Source organism: Streptomyces thermovulgaris, assembly GCF_002155915.1.
Lineage (GTDB): Bacteria > Actinomycetota > Actinomycetes > Streptomycetales > Streptomycetaceae > Streptomyces > Streptomyces thermovulgaris.
In genome coordinates, this window is record NZ_MUME01000186.1 from 1 (window position 1) to 25,311 (window position 25,311).

The following is a 25,311-nucleotide window of genomic DNA, read 5'->3' on the forward strand; positions in this document are numbered from 1 at the left end:
GGTGCGGGCCCGGATCGAGCACGTCTTCGCCCGCATGAAGGGCTGGAAGATCCTCCGCGACTGCCGGCTCAGGGGTGACGGCGTGCACCACGCCATGCTCGGCGTCGCCCGCCTGCACAACCTCGCCCTCACCGGGTGACCGGCAAACGAGCAGGTCCCCCGGCACGCCAGAAGCGATTTACGGGACAGCCCTTAAATCACACTCATGCCGCTTACTTTCATGCGGTTCAGCAACGTCACTCGCGGAGCTTTGACGGCCTGTCGCACCTGGCCTTCATGTGAGCGTGCACGGCAGCGTTCTTCGCCAGATCGATCAGCTTCGCTCGAAGATCCGACGCAGAAGCGTCGCCCTGCTTCTTCAACCGGACAACGACGCTTAGATGACGGCGGATCCCATGTGAAGCACACGGCACATAGATGGCAGCAATTTTGTCGGAGGCAACAGCCTTGTCTCCGGCGGCAAAGGGCAGGACTGATGACGCAGAAACGAATTGCTCAACGGCCTCCTTCTGCCAGCTCTCTGTTGTTTCGTACTCCAACATATCAGTCCGCGCCACCAGAAGTTGTTTGCCGTCTCCATAGACGAAGCATGCGGTCTGATACGAGTTATCCAACTCGTCGGTGCGCAAGTCCGTCGCATAGTCCCGGAACGAGTAGGAGGACTTCTCCGGCAGCACGTCCGCAAGCGCGGTTGCGGCGCGCGATGCGTTGCCGAGTGACGCGCACACATCCTCTGCCCTGATCTCGCCTCTTTCTTCGAAGGGCGGCAGCTTGAGGGCGTACGCCGATCCGGCGGCGAGAGCCAGTGCGAGTACGACTCCCGTCGCGGAGAAAATCTTGACGCGGTTCAACTTCAACGTGCTGCTTCCCTCGACAAGTCGCCTGAGAATTCCCTCACCATACGCATGCGGTGTCCGGCAGGGACAGGAGGAGGTGCCGAGCGCCGCGGCACTCCTGCTGCCCGACGGGCATCACCTGCAGGTTCCTCCGGTCTCCACGGCCTTGGCATAGCCAGTGATCAGCTCCTTCATGGCAGCCGCGTCGCTCACGCCCTCCGCATGGACCTCAATGATCGCGTAGAGCGTGTGCCTGGTGTGGTCCGGGCTGGTGCAGTCCTTCACTCGTCCCACTGCACCGGTGCCCGAGGAAAGGTAGACGTAACTGTCCGTCGGCTGTGCTGAATCCAGTTTCGGGTGAGCGTTGGCCACGCCGATGAGGGTGTCCGTTTTCTCCCACCACTCCTGGCTTGCTGCCAGGGTGAGCCTGTCGTCGACATGCACCTGACAGAGTTTCCTGCTGGGCGCCGGACTCTTCTCCTGGACATCGATCGCTTGCCCCGGAGGCAGCAGCCGCTCGAGCACCTTCGAAGCGACAGGGACGCCGCACAGACTCTTGGGCACGCCGTACTCTTTTGCTTCGGATGCCTCGGAACAGCCGACGGCGAATGCGCCGAGCGCAACGAGCAGCAAGGATATGTCGACTGGGCGTCGGCTGATCAACTGGAGGCCTTTCATCCATAGTATTTGCGGAGCACCGTCTAAGGCGCCTCAGGTTTGGGAATGCTGCTAGGCAGTCCAGCTTCGCTGGAACAGCCTAGCTCGGCGGCCAGCTTTCGGGATACGGTGTTCAGAATGGTCATGCGGTCAACGCTTGTGGAACGCCCCTTCAGGTGCGTGCTTGTGGTGAACATGCCCGCATCGACATAGGCGGAACTTTTGCCTTGGTCGGTCGTTGAGCAGCGGAAGTAAATGACGGTGGAGTAATCTCCCTGGGTGCTCGCGTAAAGCCCGATGTCATAGTAGATTCGATCATTATTCTGTGTCGAATTCTGTTGGCGTTTTGGATAATCGTCTGCGGCCTTGAAATCGATCTGAATCAGCGGGCTACCGCTCCTGTCTCCGGCCTTATACACCGTGCACCTGCTACGCAGTGGAGTTTCGTCGTGGAGGTGCTGTGCCGCTCTCTTGAGCGAGAAGGCGTTCGGCTCGCCGGCATCAGTAGTGCCCGTGAGTTCTTCGAAACGGTCAGTGCCGCCAAGACGGCGCAGTGCAGCCGCAGCTGTCTTATCCAGAGAACTGTCACAGACCTGCTCGGCAGAGACACCGGACTGGTCGCTGTCCGCTCCTGTTGAGCACCCTGTTGTCAGTAGCAGGCAGATCGCCCCGACAGATAGCCACCGGCTCAGAGTCATAGGTGTGTGCATGGCGTTCTCACAAAGACATGTAAATGGGACTCAGGAGCATCCGGAATCGCATGCACGGCCTGCGGCAGGTCATCAGTGATCTCCGTGACGGTTGGACGGAACAGCTGTGGTGATGCGGAGATGTATGGCGTACACCGTGTTCTTTCTGTGTTTTCAGTTCTGGCAGGGGAGTGTTTTGCGGTAGGACTCGGAGAAGGCAGCGAGGAAGCGTTGCATCTTTTCGCTGATGTCTCCGTCGGGATTGGTCACTTCCAACTCGAAGGAGAAGCGTCCTGCGTCGTATTCAGGGTTCTTGCAGTCCACGACCGTGACCATCGTGCCTTCTACCACTTCAAACCGGCCGCCTTTGATGGGCCGGGTGTTGAATACCAGGCTGTCTTCGGCGGCTTGTTTGGCGGTGGTGCCGGTGGGGTGCCAGACGCCCTCGACGCTGAGCTCGGCCTTACCGTCTACGTACACCATGCAGTAGTGGTATGGCGGCGACGAGTTGGACTTCTCGTTGAGAACCTTTATTTTATCCCCGCCTGGGAGCAGAGCTTCGGTGAGTTCAGGTTTTACCTGGGCGCCGCACAACTCGTCCGGTACTGCATAATTTTTCTTTTCTCCGGAGCAGCTGGAAAGTGCCAGGACTATGGACACAGCCAGTACGGCGGTGGACCGTCCTCTGATCATGAGGCGTCTCCTGAACTTTCCATGGAAGAACCAGCCGTGTGTCCGTCGTCGGCACCGTTGGCTGCCGAGTCTTTGAGATCATTGATGGTGTCGTAATTGAGGCTGCTGTTGACTGTGGCGATGCCAACAGCATTTCTCACAGAATCCATCAGTGCGGAACGTCCCTCGTGATAGGTGCGTGTCGCGCCTCCTTCGGCCTGATCCGACGAGTCGCGCTCGATGCTCTTCATGACGGATTCCTGGATGTCTTCGGAAGCCCATCCAAGGACAGTGCCAGCAAATGGCACCCGTTTACCGACGGTGTCAATACCCATGCTGAGGAGGCGGTCAACCCACTTCTGCTTGTCTGCAGCTGCCTCGTTGAATTCCTTGTCCGAAGCCGAGTGGTAGTCGAGCACAGCATCTGCTCGTGCTTCGCTCATGATGCCGGCAATGATGCCTCCAGGGCGTGTGGCGTTGCGTAGTCGTTCGGCAGTCGAAACCGAAGAGTCGCTGTTCCCGTTGATCACATCATTGATGATGTTCGCTGTATACGCTTGTTGGGCAGCGGTGATCGAAGCGTAGGCGCCGGGATCCTGTCCGACTTCAGCGAGAAAGCGGTGTGCGTTGGCGGGGATCAAACCTGCTGGTGCACCGAACGGCGTGAATTGACGGCCATTCGAGTTGGCAAAGGATTGTTGGAAGTCCGCCATGTACTCGGCCGTGATGTCGCCGAGGCTTCCACGCATCGCGTACAGTGGACCACTTTCTTTGTCCGAGTCGCCTTTTTCGTTGTGACGGATCAGTTCGGGATTCTTGCCGAATTTATCGACGATGTCCCGGACAAGTTTTGCCCGCTCGGGCGTATGTGGAATCGCACCGGCAGTGTCGTCGCTGTCGTACGGGCGCCCCGTCGTTGCTGCCTCCAGTGCGTGCCCCAGCGCCTTGGGGCCGAAGTTCAGGGCGTCCTTGCTCTTGTCCTCGTCGATGAGGATGTTCCTGTCATTGGTGTCGATCGTCCACTTGAAGTCCTTGTCAGTGAAAAGGCTGAGGTAGGACTTGAATCCTGGATGACTGTCCTTCTTCACCGTGCCGTCCTCGTTGTATGCCGTCGGCTTCTTGGTGAAGAAGTCCTCCGCGGCCTCGGGGCTGTGGCCCAGGGCCTCCAGGACGCTGATGAGAGGGTCGTTGCCCGAGCCGAGCTTGCCGGACGGATTGAAACCGTAGAGGTCCGGGTTGCCGATGGGCTTGTTCCGCAGGAAGCGCTCCGGGTCTTCCTTGTGGAGCTGGGTGATGTGCTCCGCGATGGGTGTGAGGAACCGTGCGTCGTAGTTGCCGTAACGGAGCAGACCGCCGAGCACCTGGTAGCCGTACGGTTTTTCCAGCTGGCCCCGCTCCCAGGCGATCGGCTGAGTGCCCAGGCGGCGGAACTCCGCGCCCCAGCCGGCCGGCAGATGGTGCTTGTGGTCGGGGTCGGTGGCGTTGGCCAGCGTGTAGCCCATGACCTTCTGCAAGTCCCGCACCTCGTTGAGGCGGGTCTTGGTCGCGTCCGGGGCGGTCCCGTTGATGGACATCTCGGCGTAGAACGCAAGGGCGTCCTCCGGGCCGCCGAGTCCTTTGTAGAACTTGGTTGCGAACTCACCGTCCTTCTCACGGGAGTTGAACCGCAGCAGGCGGTTGAGTTCGCGCAGTTCCGCGTCGGACATCTTGTCGCCCTTGCGGGCGATCTCCAGGGCACGCTCGACCTCGGCGTCGTTCAGGGATCCGTACGTGCTGTGGCCGGCGTTGTGGGGGTCGTTGCCGTGGATCTTGGTGAGTGCCCGGGCGAGGGATTCGTCGATCTCGGCGGCGTGGGCGAGGATTCCGTTGATCCGGCTTTCCAGTTCCGCCTTGCTGTCGAGTTGTTCCTGAGTGCGCTGGTCCGTGTCGCCCCGTACGTGAGGGAAGAAGCAACGGACCTTTCCGCCCCCGATGTCCGCGACGTGCACGCCAAGTTGAACGGCGTCCACCTCCACGGCCTTCTTGATCTTCTTCTGCAGCGAGGCGAGTTCCTCGTATCCGTCTTTGAGTACCCGATAGATGCTGTTCGCCTCGGTGTGGAGGTCCGAGATCTCCTTCGCCGTCTTGGTGATGAACTCCCGTGTGACGGCGGCGTTGACACCGGCCCAGCGGGCGGAGTCCGACTTGGCCTGCATGCCCTTTCGGGCGCTCTCCGCCAGAGTCCTGAGACCGTCGACGGTCTTCTTCCAGTCCGACACGGCGTCATGGAGCTTGCCGAGGTCGACGTCAACGAGGTCCATGAAAGTGAGAGCCATGGGCGGCTTCCTTACGTGAAGTACTCGTTGAGCTTCGACACCGGCATGGCCAAACCGTTACGACCGCGCAGGACGGCGGCGATCCACGTGTCGTCCTGCGTATGGCGTTTCTCGCTGTAGTCCAGGTGGTTGGAGATGTGCGCGCAGGCCTGCAGTACGGACTTGACCTGAGACGTCCACATATCAACGGTCGTCTCCAACGCGCCGCCGGTGGCGAATGCATGCGACTTCAGTGCGGCAGCCGCCTGCATTGTGGAGCCGACGCCGTCCTTGCCCGCCCCGGCTCCGGCGATGTCAGCCTTCTTGCGTAGGTTGTCCCATAAAATGTATGCCTCATGTCCGACGGCCCCCAGGTCGTCCCGCCGAACGACCAGATCGCTGGATCCGCCGCCTCCGCCACCGCCGTCGGCCTGGTTCAACCGCATCTGCGCCGAACGCCGTTCGGCTGCCTGAGCCTTGAGGCTCTCCCACTCTTCCCAAGCCATGGTGGTTCCCTTCCCCCGTGAGTTCGGCCTTCGCTGTCCGTACAGGCAGATACTGCCGCGTCGGTGCGACAGTCGGCATGGTGTTGCAGGCCATACTCCTTTCGCGCGCAACTCGTTGAATGTTGCAACGGTTTTCGGGCCGTCTGTTGCACCTGCGCTCAGCATAAGCAGTGCGGTTCTTTCGATCTCTGACGGTGCGTCACGTGCTTCGCAGCACATTGGCAAGTTGTCGCAAATCACTGCTGTCGATGGGGGGTTGCAGACCGCTGAGGTGCATCCTGGTTGGTCGGGATGTGCGGGATGGCTAGAGTGGCGCATGCGGGGTGAGGCGCGGCCTGCTTTGCGATCGTGCGGAGAGCGCGACCGGCCTGTCTCGGTTGACACGCATACGGGGAAACGGGGAGGTAGGGCGTGCTTCCGGCGGACATGATGGGGGGCCTGTCGACCGCCAGGACGGCGTACCTGGGGACCGGTGCTGGAACGCCGACCACGTTCGTGCAGTCAGGGGACTCGGTTCTGTGTGACCCGAAGGCGTCGGCCGGCGCCCTTGAGAACGACTTCGCACTCGAAGAGGAACAGCGTCGGCGCTTCCGGGAGATTCGGGCAGAGACCAGGGCGCCTCGGCCTGAAGGCGGGCGCACCGGCGACGGGCGGAGCGGAAACCTGTGAACAGGGCCGACAACCAGCGCGACGCGGACTTGGAGCGGGTTCCATGGACTTCTCCATGGAACCCGTTCACGGACCTCGCCCGTGGTGGCGAGAAACGACTTGGCGATGGGGACTCTTCGGTGACCTCTTCGCCTGCAATGCCCGGTCACGGCAGCACGCTCCGGGACGTACCGGAAGCCGCGACGGCAAGGACCGCGGTCGGCGGCGGAGGCTTCACCGTCCATGCGGGCGTGACGCGCGAGTGAGGGCGTCGACTGTCTGAACCGGAGGCTACAAAGGCTCATCGGACGGGCTCGGAAGAGCCAGTGCCCGAAGGCACCGCGGATGCGCTCGCCGGCATCTCGGCGGTGAGCCGGCACAGCAGGGCCAGAGAACAGACACAGAGTCGGAAAACGGACAGAAGAAGGGAAGGGCGGCCATGACCGACAGGCAGAGGCTCGAGGATCAGGCAGTCGTCAAGCTGCAGAAGGACATGTACGAGAAGTACGAGAACATCCGGAAGCGTGTGTACAGGCTGCAGCAGATCATCGACGGCCTCGAGAACCAGTGGGAAGGGGTCGGCCGTTCTGCGTTCGACAAGAAGCAGTACGAGATCAATGAGTCCCTGAAGCGCATCGGCGGCATTCTCGGCGACGTCATCGAGGCGATGACGAAGACGCGCAACATCAAGGACTCCAAGGAGGAAGAGGTGCGTGCGGCGGTGAACAAGATCGACGTTCGCCACGGAGCCCCCACGGTGCCGGTGTCCCCCATCAGCTCGTACTGAGACGGGCGGCTTCAGGACATCGGCCGGTCAGCCGGCCCATCAGGCACACACGAGCGAGACGAGGCAGAGGACATGGCCAACAACTTCGACGGATTGAACGTCTCCTACAGCGGGGTCGCCTCGTTGGCGAGCCAGCTCGCCAGCGAGGCGAAGATCCTCAACCAGGACCTGCAGGAGCTCAAGCAGATGGTGGTGCGGAGCCGGCAGTACTGGGAGGGCAGTGCCCAGGGCACCTTCAACGAGAAGCTGGATGAGTGGAGAAAGGAGGCAGGCGACATTCACGCCGCCCTGACCGCCATCAGCAAGGTCGTGCATGAGGCCGGCGGCACCTACAAGGAGGGCGACCTGCAGGCCGCCCGTCATTTCCTCTAGGAACGCCGGCTCGACGAAGTACCGGGGGAGGGCGCGCACGGGAGGCGCCCACCCCCGGTGTGTTCCGGGAGCCGGTGCCGCGCTGTCGTGGGCGCGTGCCCCCGCCGGCGCGGCATGGATCAGTCGTCCATCAACCCCACCTGCACCAGCCGCCGTCCCTGCCGCCGTGACACGAACACGCCCCGGCCCGTCGGCATGGGACGCGGACGCACGTCGCCGAGCAGTTCTCCCTCGGCGGGGTCGCCCGCGAAGACCACGCCCTGGGCGCCGAGTTCCTTGATGCGCTGCATGAAGGACTCGTAGCCCGCACGGCCCGCACCCGCCGTGGAGCGGGCGATGATGAAGCGGACACCGACGTCCCGGGCGAAGGGCAGCAGCTCCGTCAGACCGGCCAGCGGGTTGCCGCTCGAGGTGGAGACCAGGTCGTAGTCGTCGATGATCACGTACACGGTGGGGCCGCGCCACCAGCTGCGGTCGCGCAGCTGCTCGGGGGTGACGTCCGGGGGAGGCGTACGGCGCTGCATCAGGTCGGCCAGTGCGTCCATGTGGTGCTGCATCTGGTTCGACATGGGGACGTACTCCGCCAGATGCGAGGACGGGGTCACCCCGAGCAGCGAACGGCGGTTGTCGACCACGAGCAGCTTGCAGGAATCGCCGTCGTAGCGCTCCGTGAGCCTCTTGATGAGCAGTTTCAGCAGGTTCGACTTGCCGGACTCGCTCTCGCCGAAGATCAGGAAGAACGGGTCCTGGTCGAAGTCCACGAACACCGGCTCGAGGTTGTCCTCGTCGAGGGCGAAGGAGACGCCCCGCTCCGGGAACCGGTCGCCCGGCGGCAGCTGGGCGGCGGAGAACCGGCGCGGCAGCAGGCGGACCCCGGGGGCGCCGGGGCCCTCCCAGTGGCGTGCCACCTCGGCCGCCAGGGCCGTCGTCGCATCCGCCAGGTCCGTGTCGGAGGACAGGCCGTCGATCCGGGGGACCGCCGCCATGAAGTGCAGCTTCTGCGGTGTCTGGCCGCGCCCCGGCACGCCCGTGGGCACATTGGCCGCGACCTTGCGGTCGAACTCGGAGTCCATGGGGTCGCCCAGCCGCAGCTCCAGGCGGTTCATCAGGTGGTCCTTCAGGTTCGAACGGACCTCCATCGACCGTGAGGCGGTGAGGATCAGGTGGATGCCGTAGCCGAGGCCGCGGGCCGCGATGTCGAGGACCACCGGCTCCAGCGCCTCGTAGTCGGAGCGGAAGCTGCTCCAGCCGTCGATCACCAGGAACACGTCACCCCACGGCTGGTCGGCGACCGAGATGTCCCCCCGGGCACGGCGGCTGCGGAACTCGGCGATGGAGGAGATGCCCGCGGTGCGGAAGTACTCCTCGCGCCGGGTCATCACGCCGTACACCTCGGCGGCCGTGCGCCGCACCTTCTCCGGGTCCAGCCGGGAGGCCACGCCGCCCACGTGCGGCAGGCCCGCGAGGGCGGACATGCCGCCGCCACCGAAGTCCAGCCCGTAGAACTGCACCTCGTGCGGAGTGTGGGTCAGGGCGAATGCCGCGATCAGGGAGCGCACCAGCGTCGACTTGCCGGACTGCGGGCCGCCGAGGATCTGCATGTGGCCGGCCGAGCCCCCGAAGTCGAGCCAGAGCGGGTCCCGCCGCTGCTCGTAGGGTTTGTCGACGATGCCGACCGGCACGACCAGCCGGCCCGCGCCCTCGTACCCCGGCTGGGTCAGACCGCGGCCGGGCACCGGGGCGAGCCCGGGCAGCAGCGAGTCGAGGGACGGCGGGCTGTCCAGCGGCGGCAGCCACACCTGGTGCGCGGCCGGGCCCTGGGCCTCCAGCCGTCGCACGATCACGTCGAGCACGGTGTCCGCGAACGCGTCGTCCTTCTCGTCGTGCTCCGATTCCTCTTCCTCCCGCTGCCGCGGCACGTACCGCACCGGGACCTCGGTCGCCGTGAACAGCACCGGCCTGCGGTCGACCGGGAGCGGCCCGCCGAGCGCGGCCGCCTGCTCGGAACGCGTGCGGTACACGCCGGAGACGTACGCGGCCTTGAAGCGCACCATCTGGTCGGTGCCGTACTTCAGGAAGCCGGAACCGGGGACGTTGGGCAGCTCGTAGGCGTCGGGGACCCCGAGCGCGGCCCGTGACTCGGCCGCGGAGAAGGTCCGCAGACCGATCCGGTACGACAGATAGGTCTCCAGGCCGCGCAGACGGCCCTCCTCCAGCCGCTGCGAGGCGAGCAGCAGATGCACGCCCAGCGACCGGCCGATGCGGCCGATCTGGACGAACATGTCGATGAAGTCCGGCTTCGCCGTCAACAGCTCGCTGAACTCGTCGATCACCAGGACGAGTGAGGGCAGCGGCTGGAGCGGCGCCCCGGCCGCGCGTGCCTTCTCGTAGTCGTGGATGTTGGCGTAGTTGCCGGCGTCGCGCAGCAGTTCCTGACGGCGGTTGAGCTCACCGCGGATCGAGTCGCCCATGCGGTCGACGAGGGTGAGGTCGTCGGCGAGGTTGGTGATCACGGCCGCGACGTGCGGCAGCCGGGCCATGCCCGCGAAGGTCGCACCGCCCTTGAAGTCGGCGAGGACGAAGTTGAGCGTCTCGGAGGAGTGGGTCACGGCCAGGCCGAGGACCAGGGTGCGCAGCAGCTCCGACTTGCCGGAACCGGTGGCGCCCACACAAAGACCGTGCGGGCCCATGCCGTCCTGGGCCGCCTCCTTGAGGTCGAGCATGACGGGGCGGCCTTCCTCGTCGACGCCGATCGGCACGCGCAGCCGATCGGCCTGCGCACGCGGCCGCCAGGTGCGCCGGGGGTCGACGGAGGCGGCGTCGCCCAGGTTCAGCAGGTCGGTGAACTCCAGGTTGGCGAGCAGCGGTTCGTCGTCGTCCCCGCCCGATGCGATCCGCAGCGGCGCCAGTTGCCGGGCCAGCGCCTCCGCGGCCTCGTACGACAAGACGTCCGGCGTCCCCTCGTAGACCGCGCCGTGGGCGGACTCCAGCCGCAGCTCGTCCGGGCGCACCACGACGGAGAGGTCCCCGTGCCCGGGGGTGCGCTCTCCGGGCACGACCTCCAGGAGCGTCACTCCCTGCAGTCCCTCGGGGGCGGCCAGCAGGGACGTGGGCGGCAGGGAGACACCGTCGAGCACGATCACCAGATGCGGCTGCTCGGGAACGGGCGGTCCCTCCGGGTGGAAACGCGGCCGGCCCTCGAGGCGGCTGCCGAGCAGGTCCTCCAGCTCCACCGGGTCGGTCGTGATCAGACGCCGGCTGCCCGCGCCGTCCATGACGCCCGGAGCCTGGCTGTGCGGCAGCCACTTGGCCCATTCCCACTCCGGGACGGTGTCCCGGTGGGCGGCGACGGCGACGAGCATGTCCTCGGGGGAGTGCAGCGAGGCGAGGGAGCCGACGAGAGCGCGGACCGTGCCGCGCACGGTCGCCGGATCGCCGCTGACGGTCACATGGGAGAAGGCACGCAGCGAGATCGCCATGGGCAGGTCCTCGAGCGTGCCGTGGGTGGCGAGGAAGCGCTGCATCGCACTCGCGGTCAGCGGCTCCAACTGGTCCACGGGAGCGGTCTCCGGCGGGACGAGAGGAGTGGCCAGGGCCTGCGGGCCGAGACCCACGCGCACCTGACCGAAGTCCTCGTCACCGGGGCGCCTCTCCCACACCCTGCTGCCCTCGGCGATCAGCGCCCACAGTTGCTCGGGCGAAGGATGCAGATAGTACTGGGCGTCGCGCTGGGCTCGCGCGGTGTCCAGGACCGTGCGCCGGACCTGCGACAGATACCGCAGGTAGTCGCGGCGGATGTCGGCCAGCTGCCCCTGGTTGCCGCGGCGGTGGCGGACCAGCATGGCGATGCCCATGGCGATGGTGGAGGCGATCATCACCATCCCCATGACCTTCATGAAGGGCTGGGCCTGCGGGTTGAAGAAGAACACCACCGAGCCGCCCATGCCGAGCATGGGCAGCAGCTGCATCAGGACGCCTTCCTGCTGCCCGCGCGGCAGCTCCGGCGGGGGCTGCAGCACGATCTCGTCCGTGGGCACCTCCTTCGGCAGTGCCCGTGGTGGACGCTTGACGACGATTTGGCTCACAGCGCACCAATTCTCTTGCCCGGCCGAGGAGTTCTGTCCGCCGCCCCGTCTCGTGCGGACGTCGGTCGCGAACCGCGATCCTACTGACAACCGGCGGGACCCACGGGCGATAGGGTGCCGGACGAGACGTGTGAGCAGGTGCGAACCGGCCCGGTGGCATCGGATGAGGAAAACCGGGTGGTGCGCGGTGTTCGCAGCGGGTGTCCTTGGCGCCGTCCCGCCGAGGCGGCGCCGCCGGCTCCGGCCGTGGAGAAGGCACCGCACGGACTCCGCCGGAACGTGCACATGATCTTCAAGGCCGGGCGTGCGCCGGTGATGCGCCGACCGGCCCCGCCATCGACAAGGGGGAACAGCAGGTGAGCACGACGGCCTCCGCGCCGGCCGGCACCACCACCGGACCGGGCACCGGAGCCCCTGCCCGAGCGGGCGAGTTCGGTTTCTGCCGGGTCACGATCGTGGCGCCCGACGGCCGGATCGACGTGGCACTGCCCGACGACGTACCGGTCGCGGACCTGTACCCGGAGATCCTGCGGCTCGCCCGGCAGAGCCCCGCCGAGGGCGCACCCGTCGGGTATCACCTCGTCCGCCGCGACGGCACCGTCCTCGACAGCTCCCGCTCCCTCACGGCACAGCGCATCCTCGACGGCGAACTGCTCGCGCTGCGCCCGTTCGCCGAGTCGCTGCCGCCCGCCGTCTTCGACGACGTCTCCGAGGCGGTGGCCTCCGCCGTCACCCGCGACCGGGCGCTGTGGAACGGCGAGCTGACACGGGCGGCCGGTCTGGTCGCGGGCGGCGTCCTGCCCGCGCTGCTGGCGTTCGTGGCCTGGAGCTCGCAGATCCGCCACGACATGCACGGTCTTCAGGGCGTCCTCGCCGCCGTCGCCGGGGTGCTCCTGACCGCCGTCGCGTGTGTGCGTGCGCGGGTGTACGACGACCGGGGCTCCGCGATCGCCCTGGGCCTGGGCGCCCTGCCGAACGTCGCCGTGGCGGGGTCCGGGCTGCTGCCGCTCGCCGAGGGACAGGGCGTCGGAAGGCTGCAGTTCCTGCTCGCCTGCGCGGCGGTCCTGGTCGTCTCCGTCCTGCTCACCCTGGTCTCGCCGGGCGGTGACGGCCCCTTCGTGGCGTTCGTCCTCGCTTCCGCGGTCGGGCTGGTCACCACGTTCATCGGGATCCTCACCGACCTCAGACCCATCGAGACGGCCGCCGTCTGCGCCCTGCTCGCCGTGAGCGCGCTGGCCTTCCTGCCCGGACTGTCCCTGCGCTTCGCGCGGCTGCCCATCGGCTTCGAGATGCCCGCCCCCGCGCGGGGCGCCTACACGGAGAGCGGGCCCGACACGCACGAGCCCGTGGACGCCGAACGCATCGCGGCCCAGGTGCGCCGCGGCCATGAACTGCTCGTCGGACTCGTCGGCGGCTGTGCGCTCGTCGCGGTGGGCGCGTCGGCCGTCCTCGGCTTCTCCAGCAACCTCTGGGCGCAGCTCCTGGCGTGCGCGACCGGAGTGGCGATGCTGATGCGCGCCGGCCTGTTCCGCTACACCGCCCAGGTCGCCGCCACCCTGGCCGCCGGCCTGGCCGCCCTTGTCCTCCTCGGCATCGGCCTCGCGCTGCACCCGCCCGTGGAGTACGTGCGCGACGCGCTGCGGGGCGACACCACCGCCCTCGACCTGCGCAGCGTCTGGCTCGTGGCCGCCATCGGCGCGGCGGCCGCCCTGGTCACCGTCATCGGGCTGATCGTTCCGCGACGCGGCGTCACTCCCTTCTGGGGCCGCTTCCTGGAGGTCGCGGAAGGTTTCGTCCTGCTCACCCTGCTGCCGCTGGTCCTGGCCGTGTTCGACGTGTACGCGACGGTGCGCTCGATGACCGGCTGAGCCACCGGACACGGCGCGGACGGGCCGGTTCAGGATCGGTGCGGATGCATCGTCGGCGAGGAGGTGCGGCTGCTCCGGCTCTCCGGGCCGATCTGGGGACGCGCGCGCCATGGACCGGCGACCACCGCACGGCCGTCCTGTCCGGGAAGAGCAGGGACGAGGACGCCCCCTGCAGCCGTGTGACCTTCGTCGACCTGGACGGCGGCCGGAAGATCCGGGAGAACGCCTTCCCCTTGAACGGCGACGGCGTGTACCGGCCCGGCGTGACGCTCACCCGCGCCACGGTGGCCGTGACCCGGGGCAGGGGATTCAAGGCGTACGACATGGACGAGGGCGGACGGCTGTGGCGCACCAAAGCCACCGGCCGGTGCTGGGACGACGGTGCCGCGGGCGGGCGCTGCTGGTCCGGGTCCGGTGCCTGCACCGCGAACAGTCGCCCGCCCCGTGGAGGACGACCGTCTACCGGGTGCGCAAAGGAGAGCGGCGCCCGCCGGAAGTGACGGCGCACCCGGTGCACGCGGGGCGGGCGGCACGCGTGCCGCCCGCCCCGCGCCTTCCACGCCTCTTCCTTATTCCTTCTTCGCGTCCTTCTCCGCGGAGCCCCCGTCGCGCGGCGCCGGCTCCAGGTCGAACTCCCCGTCCCTGGCCCCCAGGACGAACGCCCGCCACTCCGCCTCCGTGTAGCGGAGCACCGTGTCGGGGTCGAGGGAGGACCGCATGGCCACGGCACCGCCGGGAAGGTAGGCGATCTCGACGCGCTCCTCGTGCTCCTCCGTGCCCGGGGCGCAGTGCCACTCCACCCCCGAGATGTCGAGGGCGTACAGCTCGTCGCGCTCCCGCTCCTTGCGTGCCTTGATCTCCGCTTCCGTCTCCGCCATGCCGCAGCGCCCCCTTCGGATGTGTGCACATGTGTCGGAGCTCACCCTAGTGGCCGGTCCGTCCTCGTCGGAGACCTTCACCGGCCTGCGGCAAGGAGGCCCCTTCCGGCCTGGTAGGCTGACGGACGGCCGTTTGTGTACGCACCCCCGGACACCATCCGCAGGCGACCCTGCGGACCCTGGAGGTCGCGCCCAGCGGACCCCGCCTCCCGAGTAGCGGAAGTTCCCCCGAGAAGAAGGCCGGGGGCACTCGGTGGCAACTCACAGAGCATGAGGAGTACGCGTGTCGCTCGACGCCGCCACGAAGAAGCAGATCATCGCCGAGTTCAGCACCAAGGAGGGTGACACCGGCTCCCCCGAGGTCCAGGTCGCTCTGCTCACCCGTCGGATCTCCGACCTGACCGAGCACCTCAAGACCCACAAGCACGACCACCACTCCCGCCGTGGTCTGCTGATCCTGGTCGGTCAGCGCCGTCGCCTGCTGCAGTACCTCGCCAAGAAGGACATCCAGCGCTTCCGTACGCTGGTCGACCGCCTCGGCATCCGCCGCGGTGCGGCGGGCGCCAAGTAAGACGCCAGGAAGGGAGCGGTTCCCGCAGCACAGGGGCCGCTCCCTTCGCCGTACGCAAGGAAACGTGCGGACTGTCACCACCCCTTTGTAGTGTGGTAGCAGAACGTACGACACAAGAAATCGTGTGACGCGGCGTGATGCGGCCTGCCCATGCAGGGCACGGCGTCATCGTGCCCGACGAACGAGGGGAAGCGCACCTCGCCGCCGCCGGTCCTCGGTAGTGGCCCCCGGGGGCAGGAACCCCGGGTGCTTCGATCGAAGACCGGCCCGCACCAGACGGAGCGCTTCTCCACCACCGTCCCCGCCGTACGGGCGAGGGACGAGGACGAGGAGAAAACGCTAGTGGAGAACGAGACCCACTACGCCGAAGCCGTGATCGACAACGGTTCCTTCGGCACCCGTACCATCCGTTTCGAGACGGGCCGTCTGGCCAGGCAGGCCGCGGGTTCCGCCGTGGCGTACCTGGACGACGACACCATGGTGCTGTCGGCCACCACCGCCTCCAAGCAGCCCAAGGAACAGCTCGACTTCTTCCCGCTGACGGTCGACGTCGAGGAGCGCATGTACGCGGCCGGGAAGATCCCCGGCAGCTTCTTCCGCCGTGAGGGCCGGCCCTCCGAGGACGCGATCCTCACCTGCCGTCTGATCGACCGCCCGCTGCGCCCGTCCTTCAAGAAGGGCCTGCGCAACGAGATCCAGATCATCGCCACGGTCCTGGCGCTCAACCCCGACCACCTGTACGACGTGGTGGCGATCAACGCCGCCTCCGCGTCCACGCAGCTGGCCGGCCTGCCCTTCTCCGGGCCGATCGGCGGTGTCCGCGTCGCGCTGATCCGCGGCCAGTGGGTCGCCTTCCCGACGCACACCGAGCTCGAGGAAGCCGTCTTCGACATGGTGGTCGCCGGCCGTGTCCTGGAGGACGGCGATGTCGCGATCATGATGGTCGAGGCCGAGGCCACCGAGAAGACCGTCAAGCTCGTCGAGGGCGGCGCCGAGGCGCCCACCGAGGAGGTCGTCGCGGCCGGCCTCGAGGCGGCGAAGCCCTTCATCAAGGTGCTGTGCCGCGCCCAGGCGGACCTCGCCGCCAAGGCCGCCAAGCCGACCGCCGAGTTCCCGATCTTCCTCGACTACCAGGACGACGTGATGGAGGCGCTGACCGCCGCCATCCGTCCCGAGCTCGCCCAGGCGCTCACCATCCCCGGCAAGCAGGAGCGCGAGGCCGAGCTGGACCGCGTCAAGGACCTGGCCGCCGAGAAGCTGCTGCCCGAGTTCGAGGGCCGCGAGAAGGAGATCGCCGCCGCGTACCGCGCGCTGACCAAGAGCCTGGTCCGCGAGCGGATCATCAAGGAGAAGAAGCGCATCGACGGCCGCGGGCCCACCGACATCCGCACCCTGGCCGCCGAGGTCGAGGCCATCCCGCGGGTGCACGGCTCCGCGCTGTTCGAGCGGGGCGAGACCCAGATCCTGGGCGTCACCACGCTCAACATGCTGCGCATGGAGCAGCAGCTGGACACCCTCTCCCCGGTGACCCGCAAGCGCTACATGCACAACTACAACTTCCCGCCGTACTCCACCGGCGAGACCGGTCGTGTCGGCTCCCCCAAGCGCCGCGAGATCGGTCACGGCGCCCTCGCCGAGCGCGCCCTGATCCCGGTGCTGCCCTCGCGCGAGGAGTTCCCCTACGCGATCCGCCAGGTCTCCGAGGCCCTCGGCTCCAACGGCTCGACCTCCATGGGCTCGGTCTGCGCCTCCACCATGTCGCTGCTGAACGCCGGTGTGCCGCTCAAGGCCCCCGTCGCCGGCATCGCCATGGGTCTGATCTCCGAGGAGGTCGACGGCGAGACGCACTACGTCACCCTGACCGACATCCTCGGTGCCGAGGACGCCTTCGGCGACATGGACTTCAAGGTCGCCGGCACCAAGGACTTCATCACCGCCCTCCAGCTCGACACCAAGCTGGACGGCATCCCGGCCTCCGTCCTGGCCGCGGCCCTCAAGCAGGCCCGCGACGCCCGTCTGCACATCCTCGATGTGATGATGGAGGCCATCGACCGGCCCGACGAGATGTCCCCGCACGCCCCGCGGATCATCACGGTCAAGATCCCGGTCGACAAGATCGGCGAGGTCATCGGCCCCAAGGGCAAGATGATCAACCAGATCCAGGAGGACACGGGCGCCGAGATCACCATCGAGGACGACGGCACCATCTACATCGGCGCCTCCGACGGCCCGTCCGCCGAGGCCGCCCGTGCCGCGATCAACGGCATCGCCAACCCGACGATGCCCGAGGTCGGCGAGCGCTACCTCGGCACGGTCGTGAAGACGACCACCTTCGGCGCGTTCATCTCCCTGCTGCCCGGCAAGGACGGTCTGCTGCACATCTCGCAGATCCGCAAGCTGGCCGGCGGCAAGCGCGTGGAGAACGTCGAGGACGTGGTCGGCGTGGGCCAGAAGATCCAGGTCGAGATCGCCGAGATCGACTCCCGCGGCAAGCTCTCCCTCGTTCCCGTGCTCGGGGGCGAGGAAGGCAACGACGCAGAGTAGAAGGACGACGCCGGCAAGTGACGTCCCACGACTTCAAGGCGACGGCCCGCACCTCCCAGGAGGCGCGGGCCGTCGCCCGTACCCGAACGCTCATCAAGGGCGAGAACGGCATCGGCACCGTCCGCAGGACCGTCCTCCCCGGCGGCCTGCGCATCGTCACCGAGACCCTGCCCTCCGTGCGCTCCGCCACCTTCGGCATCTGGGCGCACGTCGGCTCCCGCGACGAGCCCCCGGCGCTGAACGGTGCCACCCACTACCTGGAGCACCTGCTCTTCAAGGGCACCTCCCGCCGGTCCGCACTGGAGATCTCCTCCGCCATCGACGCCGTCGGCGGCGAGATGAACGCCTTCACGGCGAAGGAGTACACGTGCTACTACGCGCGTGTCCTCGACACCGATCTGCCGCTCGCCATCGACATCGTCTGCGACATGCTCACCGGCTCGCTGATCCGCGAGGAGGACGTCGACGTCGAGCGCGGCGCGATCCTCGAGGAGATCGCCATGACCGAGGACGATCCCAGCGACTGCGTGCACGACCTGTTCGCGTACGCCATGTTCGGCGACGACCCCCTCGGCCGCCCGGTCCTCGGCACCGTCGACACCGTCAACGCCCTCACCGCCGACGGCATCCGCCGCTTCTACAGGAAGCACTACGACCCCACGCACCTGGTCGTCGCCTGCGCCGGCAACATCGACCACGCCAAGGTCGTACGGCAGGTCCGTGCCGCCTTCGAGAAGGCCGGCGCCTTCAGGGACGGTCCGGCCGACCCCATTGCCCCGCGCGCCGGGCACCGCGACCTGCGCACCGCCGGCCGTGTCGAACTGCAGAGCCGCAGGACGGAGCAGGCCCATGTCGTCCTCGGCGTGCCGGGCCTGGCCCGCACCGACGAGCGCCGCTGGGCCCTGGGCGTGCTGAACACCGCCCTCGGCGGCGGCATGTCCTCCCGTCTGTTCCAGGAGGTCCGGGAGAAGCGCGGCCTGGCCTACAGCGTGTACTCCTACACCTCCAGCTTCGCCGACTGCGGCCTGTTCGGCGTGTACGCCGGCTGCCGCCCCAGTCAGGTGCACGACGTCCTGCGGATCTGCCGCGACGAACTCGACCACGTCGCCCGCAACGGACTGACCGACGAGGAGATCGGCCGCGCCATCGGCCAGCTCCGGGGCTCCACCGTCCTCGGCCTGGAGGACACGGGTGCGCTGATGAACCGCATCGGCAAGAGTGAGCTGTGCTGGGGCGAGCAGATCTCCGTCGACGAGATGCTGGCCCGTATGGCGGCGGTCACGCCGGACGAGGTCCGTGAGGTCGCCCGGGACATCCTGGGACAGCGCCCGTCGCTGTCGGTCATCGGTCCGCTCAAGGACAAGCAGGCCGCGCGCCTGCACGACGTGGTCGCCTGATTCCCTGTCCGTTGTCCGTCTGTCGGTGGTAAGGAAGCGAAGGATGAGCAAGCTGCGCGTGGCGGTCCTCGGTGCCCGGGGCCGGATCGGGGCCGAGGCGGTACGGGCGGTCGAGGCCGCCGAGGACATGGAGCTGGTCGCCGCCCTGGGCCGGGGCGACAAGCTGGAGACCCTGGTCGAGACCGGTGCCCAGGTGGCGGTCGAGCTGACCACTCCCGCCTCGGTCATGGGCAACCTCGACTTCTGCGTACGGCACGGCATCCACGCCGTCGTCGGCACCACCGGCTGGACCGACGAGCGCCTCGCCCAGCTGAAGGGCTGGCTCGCCCAGTCCCCCGGGACCGGTGTGCTCATCGCCCCGAACTTCTCCATCGGCGCGGTGCTCACCATGAAGTTCGCGCAGATCGCCGCGCCGTACTTCGAGTCCGTCGAGGTCGTCGAACTGCACCACCCGAACAAGGTCGACGCCCCCTCCGGCACCGCCACCCGCACCGCCCAGCTCATCGCCGAGGCCCGCGCCAAGGCCGGCTCGGCCCCCGCGCCGGACGCCACCGTCACCGCCCTGGAGGGCGCCCGCGGCGCCAAGGTCGACGGCGTTCCGGTCCACGCCGTGCGCCTGCGCGGACTGCTCGCCCACCAGGAGGTCCTGCTGGGCGGCGAGGGCGAGACGCTCACCATCCGCCACGACTCGCTCCACCACAGCAGCTTCATGCCGGGCATCCTGCTCGGCGTGCGCCGTGTGGTGACCACTCCGGGGCTGACCTTCGGCCTGGAGCACTTCCTCGACCTCGACTGAGCACCCGAGCGAACGAAGCCCGAGCCCCATGCGTGCGAAGATCACCTATTGCGTCACGGCCGCCGTCCTGGTCTTCTACTTCGGCCTGGTCGGCAGCCGCGGCGTTCTGCTCATCCGGGCCGGCACGCCCGTGACCGTCTCCTTCGGGATCGCCGTTCTGATCCTGCCGGTGATCGGCCTGTGGTTCCTGTGGAAGAACACCCGGTTCGTCCGTGACGCCAACCGGCTCGCCGCCGAACTCGACGCCGAGGGAGGCCTGCCCGTCGACGAGCTGAAGCGCACGCCGAGCGGGCGCATCGACCGCGACTCGGCCGACGAGGTCTTCGCCCGGCGCAAGGCCGAGACGGAGGCGGCCCCCGACGACTGGCGCACCTGGTTCCGTCTCGCCATCGCCTACCACGACGCCCGCGACCCCCAGCGTGCCCGCAAGGCGATGCAGCGGGCGATCGACCTGCACGACGGCAAGCGGTCGGCCGAGGCCGCCTGAGCCCAGAGCGCCCCGTCGTGCCGGTGGGCCCGGTCCGCAGCCGCACGGCGCGGACCGGGCCCACCGGCGGCCCGCCTCAGCGGCTCCTGTTCTCCTCCGCCCAGGCCTCCACCACGTCCGCGGCCCGGTCGAACGCCGCCAGACGGCCCAGGAAGTCGGCGTTGTGCGTGGTCAGCAACGGCGGCAGGTCCTGCGCGCCATGACCCCTGCGGGTGAGCACCAGCGCCTGCCCCTGCACCGTGCGCGGCAGCCCCAGCCAGCGCACCGGCTGCTGCACGACCCGTACCTCCGCCACCTGCGGCCAGGGCGTCGTACGGGTGACGAAAAAGCCCACATGACGCAGCCCGCGCGTGCTGACCCACACGCCCATGCGCAGCAGCCGCAGCGTGCCGGCGATCACGGCCAGGGCGAGACCGAAGGAGGCCGCGGCGGAGGACAGGGTGGCGGTGAACGCGGTCACCACGCCCGCGAGCAGCACGAACGAGGCGAACAGCAGCAGAAGGGCGGCCGCCCCCACCCGGCACGGTCCGGGCCGGTAGGGGCGCCGCCAGCGCTCGCGGTCGTCGAACAGCACGGCTTCGTCCATCGCGCCGGACGCGCGGTCGGCCGTCAGAAAGGGCAGGGGCACGGCTGGTCCTCACTCGATCCACGCACAAGCTGTGGCGGTGAGGCTATCTCCACGTGTTCATGCCCACCACCCGTGGGGGGCCGGGAGAGGTCAGCGGTCGTGGGCGACCTGGGACTGCTGCGTCCCGGTGGGGGAGTCGGGAACCGTCAGCGCGGGGATTCCCAGGACCAGGGAGCCCACCAGTCCCGCGACGATCGTCAGGCCCAGCAGACAGCGCCCGGCGATCCGGCCGGCGGACAGGGGTTCGGGAGGCGGGGGAGTGACGTTGCTGCGGAACCTGTCGGCTTCGGCGAGAAAGGCGAACGGAACGGGCTCGCGCCGAAGTGACATCTGAAGTACGGCTCCTTTCAGGTCTGCTTTGAGTCGAACTGATGTGTCTCACCCGTATGGACGATCGACTGTCCCGAAAGGTGCCCGGTTCCCCCGAAATCGCAGCTCTTCACCGAAGATGTCGCCCCCGGTACCGGACGTCCCGCTGTCGGAGGCGGCCCGTAGAGTGGGCGCGGCCCACCAGAGCAGTGAAGGAAGGGACTCTCCACGCCGTGACCGACACCCCCGCCGACGACCTGAAGCTCAGCTTCCGCAGCGATGTCACCGTCGAGCTGGTCAAGCACACCGCGTCGGACGCCGACGTACTGTTCGCGGCCCGCGTCTCGACCATCGGCGAGCAGTCCCTGGACGAGCTGAACAAGGACCCCGAGCGCTCCAAGGGGCTGATCAACTTCCTGATGCGGGACCGGCACGGCAGCCCCTTCGAGCACAACTCGATGACGTTCTTCATCAGCGCCCCGATCTTCGTCTTCCGCGAGTTCATGAGGCACCGGGTCGGCTGGTCCTACAACGAGGAGAGCGGGCGCTACCGGGAGCTCCAGCCGGTCTTCTACGTCCCCGACGAGTCCCGCAAGCTCGTCCAGGAGGGACGCCCGGGCAAGTACCAGTTCGTCGAGGGCACCCAGGCCCAGCGGGAACTGGTCGACCGGACCATGAAGGACTCCTACCGCCAGGCCTACCGGGCCTACCAGGAGATGCTCGCCGCCGGAGTGGCCCGCGAAGTCGCCCGCTCGGTGCTCCCGGTGGGCCTGTACTCCTCGATGTACGCCACCTGCAACGCCCGCTCGCTGATGCACTTCCTCGGCCTGCGCACCCGGCACGAGCTGGCCAAGGTGCCCTCCTTCCCGCAGCGGGAGATCGAGATGGTCGGCGAGAAGATGGAGGCCGAATGGGCCAAGCTCATGCCGCTGACCCACGCCGCCTTCAACGCCAACGGCAGGATCGCGCCGTAACCTGTGGCCCCCCGTCCGCCCAGGCCGTCCGCCCAGGTCGGAGGGGACGGATCAGCCTGGAGAGGTGTCCGTATTGCGGCCTTTGAAGAAGTTCATCTAGCCTGATCGAACGGACCCGGCACTGCCTGAACCCCCGAGCAGGCAGTGCCGGGCTCCCCCGTGTCACATCGGTTGTCACCTCGGTCGCAGCCCCTAGGGCAGCCTCCACTCCGAGCAACGAGTAGCGTGTAACCCATGGCTCCGACCTCGACTCCGCAGACCCCCTTCGGGCGGGTCCTCACCGCCATGGTCACGCCCTTCACGGCGGACGGCGCACTCGACCTCGACGGCGCACAGCAGCTCGCCACCCACCTGGTGGACGCAGGCAACGACGGCCTGATCATCAACGGCACCACCGGCGAGTCCCCCACCACCAGCGATGCGGAGAAAACGGACCTGGTCCGCGCGGTCCTGGAAGCGGTCGGAGACCGCGCCCACATCGTGGCCGGCGTCGGCACCAACGACACCCACCACAGCATCGCGCTCGCCCGCGCCGCCGAGAAGGTCGGCGCCCACGGCCTGCTGACCGTCACGCCGTACTACAACAAGCCTCCGCAGGAGGGCCTGTACCGGCACTTCAAGGCCATCGCCGACGCGACCGGCCTGCCGGTCATGCTCTACGACATCCCCGGTCGCAGCGGTGTCCCGATCAACACCGAGACGATCGTCCGCCTCGCCGAGCACCCGCGGATCGTCGCCAACAAGGACGCCAAGGGTGACCTCGGCCGCGCCAGCTGGGCCATCGCCCGCTCCGGCCTCGCCTGGTACTCCGGCGACGACATGCTCAACCTGCCCCTGCTCTCCGTGGGCGCCGTCGGCTTCGTCTCCGTCGTCGGCCATGTCGTCACCCCGGACCTGCGCGCCCTCGTCGAGGCGTACACGAGCGGCGACGTCCAGAAGGCCACCGAGATCCACCAGAAGCTGCTCCCGGTCTACACCGGCATGTTCCGCACCCAGGGCGTCATGACCACCAAGGCCGCCCTCGCCCTGATGGGGCTGCCCGGCGGGCCGCTGCGGCCCCCCATGATCGAGCTCACGCCCGAGGAGATCGAGCAGCTCAAGACCGATCTCGCCGCCGGCGGGGTACAGCTCTGACAACGGGACTTCGTACCACCCGCCCGGCGCGGACCCACCAAAGCCCTCACAACTGAATACGCGGGACACCGGTGCCCGCACCCCACAACACAACGACAACTGCTTCTGCACGAACGTCACGCGCGCCACGTGCCCACCGGTACGTGGCGCACGTGGTTGAGGAGAGTCTTTTGAGTCATCCGCATCCTGAACTCGGCCCGCCCCCGCCGCTCGCCGAGGGTGGCCTGCGTGTCACCCCGCTCGGCGGCCTGGGCGAAATCGGCCGGAACATGACCGTTTTCGAATTCGGCGGCCGCCTGCTGATCGTCGACTGCGGAGTGCTCTTCCCCGAGGAGGAGCAGCCCGGAATCGACCTGATCCTGCCGGACTTCTCGTCCATCCGGGACCGCCTCGACGACATCGAGGGCATCGTCCTCACCCATGGCCACGAGGACCACATCGGCGGCGTCCCCTACCTTCTGCGGGAGAAGCCGGACATCCCTCTGATCGGCTCCAAGCTCACCCTGGCCCTCATCGAGGCCAAGCTCCAGGAGCACCGCATCCGCCCGTACACCCTCGAGGTCGCGGAAGGCCGGCGCGAGCGCATCGGCCCCTTCGACTGCGAGTTCATCGCGGTCAACCACTCCATCCCGGACGCCCTGGCCGTCGCCATCCGCACCCCGGCCGGCCTGGTGGTGCACACCGGCGACTTCAAGATGGACCAGCTGCCGCTGGACAACCGCCTGACCGACCTGCACACGTTCGCACGGCTCAGCGAGGAGGGCATCGACCTCCTCCTCGCGGACTCCACCAACGCCGAGGTGCCGGGCTTCGTCCCGCCCGAGCGGGAGATCTCCAACGTCCTGCGCCAGGTCTTCGCCGGGGCCCGCAAGCGGATCATCGTCGCCAGCTTCGCCAGCCACGTCCACCGCATCCAGCAGATCCTGGACGCCGCCCACGAGTACGGCCGCCGGGTCGCCTTCGTCGGCCGCTCCATGGTCCGCAACATGGGCATCGCCCGGGACCTCGGCTACCTCAAGGTCCCGGCGGGCCTCGTGGTCGACGTCAAGGCGCTCGACGACCTGCCCGACCACGAGGTGGTCCTGGTCTGCACCGGCTCGCAGGGCGAGCCCATGGCGGCCCTCTCACGGATGGCCAACCGCGACCACCAGATCCGCATCGTCGAGGGCGACACCGTGATCCTCGCGTCGTCGCTGATCCCCGGCAATGAGAACGCGGTCTACCGCGTCATCAACGGCCTGACCCGCTGGGGCGCCAATGTCGTCCACAAGGGCAACGCCAAGGTCCATGTCTCGGGCCACGCCTCGGCCGGCGAGCTGCTGTACTTCTACAACATCTGCCGTCCGAAGAACCTGATGCCGGTCCACGGCGAATGGCGCCATCTGCGTGCCAACGCCGAGCTGGGCGCCCTCACCGGAGTGCCGCAGGACCGGATCGTCATCGCCGAGGACGGCGTCACCGTCGACCTCGTCGAGGGCAAGGCCAAGATCTCCGGCAAGGTCCAGGCCGGATACGTCTACGTCGACGGCCTCTCGGTCGGCGACGTCGGCGAGCCCGCGCTGAAGGACCGCAAGATCCTCGGGGACGAGGGCATCATCTCGGTCTTCGTGGTCGTCGACTCCACCACCGGCAAGATCGCCGGAGGGCCGTACGTCCAGGCCCGCGGCTCCGGCATCGAGGACTCCGCCTTCGCCGAGGTCATCCCGAAGATCTCGGAGGTGCTGGAGCGCTCCGCCCAGGAGGGCATCGCGGACGTCCATCAGTTGCAGCAGCTCGTCCGCCGCACCCTGGGCAAGTGGGTCTCGGACACCTACCGGCGCCGGCCGATGATCCTCCCCGTCGTCGTGGAGGTCTGACACGCGCGAACGAGCAGCGGGGCACCTCGATTTGCATCGAGGCGCCCTGCTCCAGTACGTTTACGGCTCCGCCCGGACGGGAACCCGGATGCTTCATGCACTCCGAGGGACACTCCCGGAGGGGGCGGAAAAACCGACTCGAAGTATCTGCTAAAGTCGGAAACACCGAAGGGAAGCGCCCGGAGGAAAGCCCGGTGAGGGTGAGTACGAAGGAAGCGTCCGTTCCTTGAGAACTCAACAGCGTGCCAAAAGTCAACGCCAGATATGTTGATGCCCCGACACCGGGCGGGTCTGGTTTTAGGTCTGTCTGGTGGCGTGGTTCC

23 protein-coding genes are annotated in these 25,311 nt (G+C 67.8%); 13 read left to right on the top strand and 10 right to left on the bottom strand.

Annotation, left to right across the window (positions count from 1 at the left end; all coding sequences use genetic code 11):
* The coding region (locus CCN35_RS16185) for a transposase (protein WP_143631574.1) at positions 1 to 139 on the top strand (139 nt) is incomplete at its 5' end.
* Positions 140 to 236: 97 nt separating this feature from the next.
* On the opposite strand, the gene CCN35_RS16190 is transcribed toward CCN35_RS16185, so the two are convergent.
* The 6 genes from CCN35_RS16190 to CCN35_RS16210 all read right to left on the bottom strand — a co-directional run bounded on the left by CCN35_RS16190 (position 237) and on the right by CCN35_RS16210 (position 5,654).
* Positions 237 to 857 carry a hypothetical protein gene (locus CCN35_RS16190; protein ID WP_245863206.1) on the bottom strand — a complete coding sequence of 207 codons (621 nt, stop codon included), beginning with the start codon at positions 855 to 857 and terminating at the stop codon, positions 237 to 239.
* A 114-nt stretch (positions 858 to 971) separates the two neighbouring features.
* Positions 972 to 1,469, bottom strand: a complete 498-nt coding sequence (locus CCN35_RS16195) for a hypothetical protein (protein WP_143631577.1) — start codon at positions 1,467 to 1,469, stop codon at positions 972 to 974.
* A 68-nt stretch (positions 1,470 to 1,537) separates the two neighbouring features.
* Positions 1,538 to 2,191 carry a hypothetical protein gene (locus CCN35_RS28075; RefSeq protein WP_143631581.1) on the bottom strand — a complete coding sequence of 218 codons (654 nt, stop codon included), beginning with the start codon at positions 2,189 to 2,191 and terminating at the stop codon, positions 1,538 to 1,540.
* Between the two features lie 165 nt (positions 2,192 to 2,356).
* Complete coding sequence (locus CCN35_RS28080; RefSeq protein WP_143631584.1) at positions 2,357 to 2,875, bottom strand: hypothetical protein; 519 nt, start codon at positions 2,873 to 2,875, stop codon at positions 2,357 to 2,359.
* Entirely contained in the window at positions 2,872 to 5,169 is a 2,298-nt protein-coding gene (locus CCN35_RS16205; protein WP_086793267.1) for a DUF6571 family protein, read from the bottom strand. Before CCN35_RS16205 ends, CCN35_RS28080 begins: the two co-directional genes overlap by 4 nt.
* An 11-nt stretch (positions 5,170 to 5,180) precedes the next feature.
* On the bottom strand, positions 5,181 to 5,654 hold the full coding sequence (locus CCN35_RS16210; RefSeq protein WP_086793269.1) for a hypothetical protein: 474 nt from the start codon (positions 5,652 to 5,654) through the stop codon (positions 5,181 to 5,183).
* A gap of 1,087 nt (positions 5,655 to 6,741) precedes the next feature.
* Here CCN35_RS16210 and CCN35_RS16220 point away from each other — a divergent pair.
* On the top strand, positions 6,742 to 7,089 hold the full coding sequence (locus CCN35_RS16220; RefSeq protein WP_067398005.1) for a WXG100 family type VII secretion target: 348 nt from the start codon (positions 6,742 to 6,744) through the stop codon (positions 7,087 to 7,089).
* A gap of 72 nt (positions 7,090 to 7,161) precedes the next feature.
* Positions 7,162 to 7,461 carry a WXG100 family type VII secretion target gene (locus CCN35_RS16225; RefSeq protein ID WP_067398008.1) on the top strand — a complete coding sequence of 100 codons (300 nt, stop codon included), beginning with the start codon at positions 7,162 to 7,164 and terminating at the stop codon, positions 7,459 to 7,461.
* 119 nt (positions 7,462 to 7,580) lie between these two features.
* Here CCN35_RS16225 and eccCa read toward each other — a convergent pair whose 3' ends face one another.
* The gene (gene eccCa / locus CCN35_RS16230; protein WP_067398010.1) at positions 7,581 to 11,546 is read right to left on the bottom strand and encodes a type VII secretion protein EccCa; all 3,966 of its coding nucleotides are present in this window, start codon (positions 11,544 to 11,546) and stop codon (positions 7,581 to 7,583) included.
* 356 nt (positions 11,547 to 11,902) lie between these two features.
* Here eccCa and eccD point away from each other — a divergent pair, with 356 nt between their 5' ends.
* Together eccD and CCN35_RS16240 are read left to right on the top strand one after the other, a co-directional pair.
* A complete protein-coding gene (gene eccD, locus CCN35_RS16235) occupies positions 11,903 to 13,414 on the top strand; it encodes a type VII secretion integral membrane protein EccD (protein ID WP_086793273.1) in 1,512 nt (503 codons plus the stop codon).
* Between the two features lie 179 nt (positions 13,415 to 13,593).
* Entirely contained in the window at positions 13,594 to 13,914 is a 321-nt protein-coding gene (locus CCN35_RS16240) for a hypothetical protein (RefSeq protein ID WP_086793275.1), read from the top strand.
* Positions 13,915 to 13,983: 69 nt separating this feature from the next.
* Here the strand turns inward: CCN35_RS16240 and CCN35_RS16245 are convergent, their stop codons facing one another.
* Complete coding sequence (locus tag CCN35_RS16245) at positions 13,984 to 14,292, bottom strand: DUF397 domain-containing protein (RefSeq protein ID WP_067398014.1); 309 nt, start codon at positions 14,290 to 14,292, stop codon at positions 13,984 to 13,986.
* 283 nt (positions 14,293 to 14,575) lie between these two features.
* Between CCN35_RS16245 and rpsO the strand changes: the two genes are divergently transcribed.
* The 5 genes from rpsO (at position 14,576) to CCN35_RS16270 (ending at position 20,087) form a co-directional block, all read left to right on the top strand.
* The gene (gene rpsO / locus CCN35_RS16250; protein ID WP_067398016.1) at positions 14,576 to 14,863 is read left to right on the top strand and encodes a 30S ribosomal protein S15; all 288 of its coding nucleotides are present in this window, start codon (positions 14,576 to 14,578) and stop codon (positions 14,861 to 14,863) included.
* Positions 14,864 to 15,205: 342 nt separating this feature from the next.
* Positions 15,206 to 17,407, top strand: coding sequence for a polyribonucleotide nucleotidyltransferase (locus tag CCN35_RS16255; RefSeq protein WP_067398017.1), 2,202 nt, complete (start codon positions 15,206 to 15,208; stop codon positions 17,405 to 17,407).
* Positions 17,408 to 17,424: 17 nt separating this feature from the next.
* On the top strand, positions 17,425 to 18,804 hold the full coding sequence (locus CCN35_RS16260; RefSeq protein WP_067398020.1) for a M16 family metallopeptidase: 1,380 nt from the start codon (positions 17,425 to 17,427) through the stop codon (positions 18,802 to 18,804).
* Positions 18,805 to 18,847: 43 nt separating this feature from the next.
* On the top strand, positions 18,848 to 19,600 hold the full coding sequence (gene dapB / locus CCN35_RS16265) for a 4-hydroxy-tetrahydrodipicolinate reductase (protein ID WP_086793277.1): 753 nt from the start codon (positions 18,848 to 18,850) through the stop codon (positions 19,598 to 19,600).
* 28 nt (positions 19,601 to 19,628) lie between these two features.
* Positions 19,629 to 20,087 (top strand): tetratricopeptide repeat protein, encoded by a 459-nt coding sequence (locus tag CCN35_RS16270; RefSeq protein WP_067398027.1) that lies wholly within the window; start codon positions 19,629 to 19,631, stop codon positions 20,085 to 20,087.
* 76 nt (positions 20,088 to 20,163) lie between these two features.
* Here CCN35_RS16270 and CCN35_RS16275 read toward each other — a convergent pair whose 3' ends face one another.
* Together CCN35_RS16275 and CCN35_RS16280 are read right to left on the bottom strand one after the other, a co-directional pair.
* Complete coding sequence (locus CCN35_RS16275; protein ID WP_067398029.1) at positions 20,164 to 20,715, bottom strand: PH domain-containing protein; 552 nt, start codon at positions 20,713 to 20,715, stop codon at positions 20,164 to 20,166.
* Positions 20,716 to 20,805: 90 nt separating this feature from the next.
* Positions 20,806 to 21,045: a hypothetical protein gene (locus CCN35_RS16280; protein ID WP_067398032.1), complete on the bottom strand. Its 240-nt coding sequence runs from the start codon at positions 21,043 to 21,045 to the stop codon at positions 20,806 to 20,808.
* A gap of 212 nt (positions 21,046 to 21,257) precedes the next feature.
* On the opposite strand from CCN35_RS16280, the gene thyX reads away from it, so the two are divergent.
* From thyX to CCN35_RS16295, 3 genes are all read left to right on the top strand, one after another.
* Complete coding sequence (gene thyX, locus CCN35_RS16285) at positions 21,258 to 21,998, top strand: FAD-dependent thymidylate synthase (protein ID WP_067398034.1); 741 nt, start codon at positions 21,258 to 21,260, stop codon at positions 21,996 to 21,998.
* Positions 21,999 to 22,232: 234 nt separating this feature from the next.
* Positions 22,233 to 23,132 (top strand): 4-hydroxy-tetrahydrodipicolinate synthase, encoded by a 900-nt coding sequence (gene dapA / locus CCN35_RS16290; protein ID WP_067398036.1) that lies wholly within the window; start codon positions 22,233 to 22,235, stop codon positions 23,130 to 23,132.
* A 170-nt stretch (positions 23,133 to 23,302) separates the two neighbouring features.
* Positions 23,303 to 24,988 carry a ribonuclease J gene (locus tag CCN35_RS16295; RefSeq protein WP_086793279.1) on the top strand — a complete coding sequence of 562 codons (1,686 nt, stop codon included), beginning with the start codon at positions 23,303 to 23,305 and terminating at the stop codon, positions 24,986 to 24,988.
* Positions 24,989 to 25,311: the final 323 nt, after the last annotated feature.

Coding starts and splice junctions, on each gene's coding strand:
- CCN35_RS16225 (WP_067398008.1), top strand. CDS start 7,162: ATGGCCAACAACTTCGACGGATTGAACGTCTCCTACAGCGGGGTCGCC.
- CCN35_RS28075 (WP_143631581.1), bottom strand. CDS start 2,191: ATGACTCTGAGCCGGTGGCTATCTGTCGGGGCGATCTGCCTGCTACTG.
- CCN35_RS16280 (WP_067398032.1), bottom strand. CDS start 21,045: ATGTCACTTCGGCGCGAGCCCGTTCCGTTCGCCTTTCTCGCCGAAGCC.
- CCN35_RS16205 (WP_086793267.1), bottom strand. CDS start 5,169: ATGGCTCTCACTTTCATGGACCTCGTTGACGTCGACCTCGGCAAGCTC.
- CCN35_RS16270 (WP_067398027.1), top strand. CDS start 19,629: ATGCGTGCGAAGATCACCTATTGCGTCACGGCCGCCGTCCTGGTCTTC.
- CCN35_RS16220 (WP_067398005.1), top strand. CDS start 6,742: ATGACCGACAGGCAGAGGCTCGAGGATCAGGCAGTCGTCAAGCTGCAG.
- CCN35_RS28080 (WP_143631584.1), bottom strand. CDS start 2,875: ATGATCAGAGGACGGTCCACCGCCGTACTGGCTGTGTCCATAGTCCTG.
- dapA (WP_067398036.1), top strand. CDS start 22,233: ATGGCTCCGACCTCGACTCCGCAGACCCCCTTCGGGCGGGTCCTCACC.
- CCN35_RS16210 (WP_086793269.1), bottom strand. CDS start 5,654: ATGGCTTGGGAAGAGTGGGAGAGCCTCAAGGCTCAGGCAGCCGAACGG.
- dapB (WP_086793277.1), top strand. CDS start 18,848: ATGAGCAAGCTGCGCGTGGCGGTCCTCGGTGCCCGGGGCCGGATCGGG.
- CCN35_RS16245 (WP_067398014.1), bottom strand. CDS start 14,292: ATGGCGGAGACGGAAGCGGAGATCAAGGCACGCAAGGAGCGGGAGCGC.